The following is a 3521-nucleotide window of genomic DNA, read 5'->3' as shown; positions in this document are numbered from 1 at the left end:
GCCTCGATATGCTCGACGCCGTGATTTCATGGGACGAAGGTATCGAAGGCGGCGAAACGCTCTCCACCGCAAAATTCGCACTCTTTGCCAGCAAGAGTTATGTCGAGCGTGCCGGGATGCCACGAAAACCCGCCGATTTGGCGGAACACCAGGGCATTGTCTATCGCACCTCGGCGGGCCTGCAGCACTGGCGGCTACAGAAAGGTACCGCGCAGGAAAGTATCTTGCCGCGCAGCAACCTGATCGCCAACGAATACTGGACTATCAAGTACTTCGCCGTTGCGGGCGAGGGCATTGCCTATCTACCGCACTTCTTCACCACGATCGAGTGTGAACGCGGCCACCTCATTCCGTTGCTCGACACATGGGAGTCCGCGGAAAAGCGGGTCAGCATCCGCATATCGCGCCCGCACGCTCCGTCGCGTAAGATGACCGCGTTCATGGATGTCTGCGGCCGCTACTTCTCGCCCGGCTTCGTTTTCACGGGGCCGCGCTACTACGTCGAAACAATTTTCGATGCAAGCCAGCAAGAAAAGGGAACAGAAAAATGAAGGTCCTTGAAACCGGCAACGGCGCGCGTGCAATGAAAGGGGGAGGGCTCGACCCGCAGCGTGTCAGCTTCGACAAGATCCCGATCATTGATCTCGAGCCCATGTTCACAGGCGACGAGGCGGCCAAGCGAAAGCTCGCCCAGGAACTGCGCGAGGCCTGCACGGAAGTCGGCTTCCTCTATATCAAGAACCATCACGTTCCGAAGGATGTCATCGATGCCACGTTTGAGGTGGCGGAGGTGTATTTCGCCGAATCCGACGACGTGAAGATGGAGAATCACGTTTCCAATTCAAAGAATAATCGCGGTTATGCGGCAATATTGGAAGAGAATACGGATCCGACCGCGCGCGGAGACCTGCACGAATCCTATGATATTGCGTTGGATGTGCCAGCCGACGATCCGGACGTGAAGGCCGGCAAAGTACTCTACGGTCCCAACCAGTGGCCAGCGGGCAGGCCGGAGTTCCGAACGGCACTGGAAGCCTACCATGCCGAGATGCTGACGCTGAGTGGCCACCTGCTCCATGCCTTTGCTCTGGCTCTGGGGTTGGAGGAGACATATTTCGACCTGCTGGTCGGCAAGCCGCTCGCAACTTTGCGGGTGCTCCACTATCCACCGCAGTTTGGCGAGATCGATGACCGACAGATCGGCATTGGGGCGCATTCGGACTATGAGTGCTTCACGATCCTGGCCCAGAAGGATGGTATTTCAGCCTTGCAGGTACTGAATGCAACAGGCGAGTGGATTGCGGCCGATCCCGTCCCCGGCTGCTTCGTCGTCAATGTGGGAGATCAGATGGCGCGTTGGACCAATGACCTTTTCGCCTCGACCGTCCACCGCGCGGTGAACCGTTCCGGCAAAGAACGCTATTCGATCCCGTTCTTCTTCGGTCCAAACTATGATGCCGTGATCGAGGTGCTTCCCAGTTGCGTTGATGAGGATCATCCTGCGAAGTACCCCCCGATCACGTCGGGCGAATACGTCAACGGCCGCTTCAAGGCGACATTTGCGCACTATGCCGCGCAAAGCGAGGCCGGCGCCGAAACCGCGGCTTAAGCGGATAATCCCGTCATGCGCGGCCGCTCCTGTGGCCGCGCATCGCGTACCCGCCGTCCGTTGACCGAGATCAATATGATAGCACCCGCGATGGGTAGCGTCGGGTTAACTGGTTAGCCATGGAGTCACCAGAAGAACCCATTTCGGTTTGACGGTGGATGTGGCTAATTTTTCGGCTTTGAGGGCTTCGTGGAGCGCGGTCTTGCCGATTTGGGCTTTGAGCAGCAACGGAGCAGAAAACCTGCATAAGGAAGTCACGGCTCGTCGTCCGGGTCAGCGGTTTTCGGATCGCGTGGCGGGCCTCGGTTTCGGCTATGGCCGCGGCAAGGCACAGCCAGTCGGCGATGCTGAGGGGGTAATGTTTTCAGGGGGCATTTTGCCGGTGCCAAAATGGATGTCGCTCATGGTCTTACCCCTTGATGGTTGCGCGAGTGCTGAAGGTGAAAGTGTGGAGGGAGCACCACCGCCCGAAGCTGCGGCCTGGCCTCCCCACAAGGGGACCCTCAAGGGGGAGATCGGCCACCGCCCTTAAATCAGCTTCTCCAGCGTGATCGGCAAATCCCGCACGCGTTTTCCCGTCGCATGGAACACCGCGTTGGCAATCGCCGGCGCCACGCCGACAATGGCCAGTTCGCCAACGCCCTTGCCGCCGAGCACCGAGGAATGCAGGTCGGGGATGCCGACCGAGATCACCTCGATGTCGGGGATGTCGGCATTGGTCGGCACGAGATAGTCGGCGAGGTTGTCATTGACGATGCGGCCGTGGCGGCGGTCGACGATGCCTTCTTCCAATAGCGCCTGGCCGATGCCCATGATGATGCCGCCCTTCCATTGGCTTTCGGCAAGTTTCGGGTTGTAGAGCCGCCCCGAATCCAGCGCCGACACCACACGCGATACACGCACCGTGCCGAAGTCCTCGTCGACGCGCACCTCGATGAAATGCGCGCACCAGGAGTGGCGGGAATAGTCGCCCTCGGTGTGAGGCAGCGCCATGGCGATGGTGGTGTAGTTCTTGTAGCGCTCCTCTGGCGTCGAGTTTTCCGGCATGGTGTCGCCGGTGGCTTCGATGTGGTCGCGGCCGACGCTTTTGAGCAGTTCGGCGATCGAGACATCGGGGCCGTCGCCGCGCGGCGAAGCGATGCGGCCATTGGCGACGACCAGCGTGTTGGCCTGCAGCGCGTGGAAAGGCGACCGCGGATCGCTGATGGCAAGGCCCACCAACTGGTCGAGCGCTGAGCTCGCGGCCTTGTATACGGCGCCGGTCATGACGCCGGCCAGGCGCGAGCCGCCGGTGACGCCGGCGCGCGGAAAGCGGGAGTCGCCGAGTTTCACCACCACGTCGTCAGCTCGCACGCCGACCGTTTCAGCGGCGGTCTGCGCCAGGATTGTGTAGGTTCCTTGACCCATGTCGATCGACGAGCTTTCGACCTCGACCGAGCCGTCGGCCAGGATACGCACGATCGCCTCGCCATAGGCGCGCCGAACCGGATAGGTGCCAGCCGCGACGCCCCAGCCGATCAGCTGGTTGCCGTCGCGCATCGAGCGCGGTTCGGGCGAGCGCCTGGCCCAGCCGAAGCGCTCCGCACCTGCGGCAAAAGCCTCGCGTAACTGCCGGGTAGACCAAGCCTTTTTGGCATGCGGATCCTGCTCGGCATAGTTCCGGAGCCGGATTTCCAGCGGGTCGATGCCGACCTCGTAAGCGAGCTCGTCGATGGCGCTTTCGATGCCGAAGGCCGAGGGGTTTTCGCCCGGCGCGCGCATAGCGCCAGGCACCACCGAATTGACCCGCACGACATTCTGCTTCGAGGAGAAATTCGGCGTCGCATACATGATCGAGGTAACCGATCCCAGCGGCTCGACCCACATGCCGTCGATGGATGTCTCATTGACGCCGCGATGCACGATCGATTGG

3 protein-coding genes are annotated in these 3521 nt (G+C 61.1%); 2 read left to right on the top strand and 1 reads right to left on the bottom strand.

The features are described from left to right. Positions 1-551, top strand: a 551-nt coding sequence (locus EN984_RS26930) for a LysR substrate-binding domain-containing protein (RefSeq protein WP_245480125.1), incomplete at its 5' end; no start/stop codon positions are given. Then, the gene (locus EN984_RS26925; protein ID WP_164748936.1) at positions 548-1609 is read left to right on the top strand and encodes an isopenicillin N synthase family oxygenase; all 1062 of its coding nucleotides are present in this window, start codon (positions 548-550) and stop codon (positions 1607-1609) included. The genes EN984_RS26930 and EN984_RS26925, both read left to right, overlap by 4 nt. 528 nt (positions 1610-2137) lie before the next feature. On the opposite strand, the gene EN984_RS26920 is transcribed toward EN984_RS26925, so the two are convergent. Next, on the bottom strand, positions 2138-3521 hold a 1384-nt coding region (locus EN984_RS26920), incomplete at its 5' end, for a xanthine dehydrogenase family protein molybdopterin-binding subunit (protein ID WP_164765668.1).

Source organism: Mesorhizobium sp. M7A.F.Ca.CA.004.12.1.1, from assembly GCF_003997835.1.
Classification (GTDB): Bacteria; Pseudomonadota; Alphaproteobacteria; order Rhizobiales; family Rhizobiaceae; genus Mesorhizobium.
This window is presented reverse-complemented; position numbering and strand designations above follow the sequence as displayed.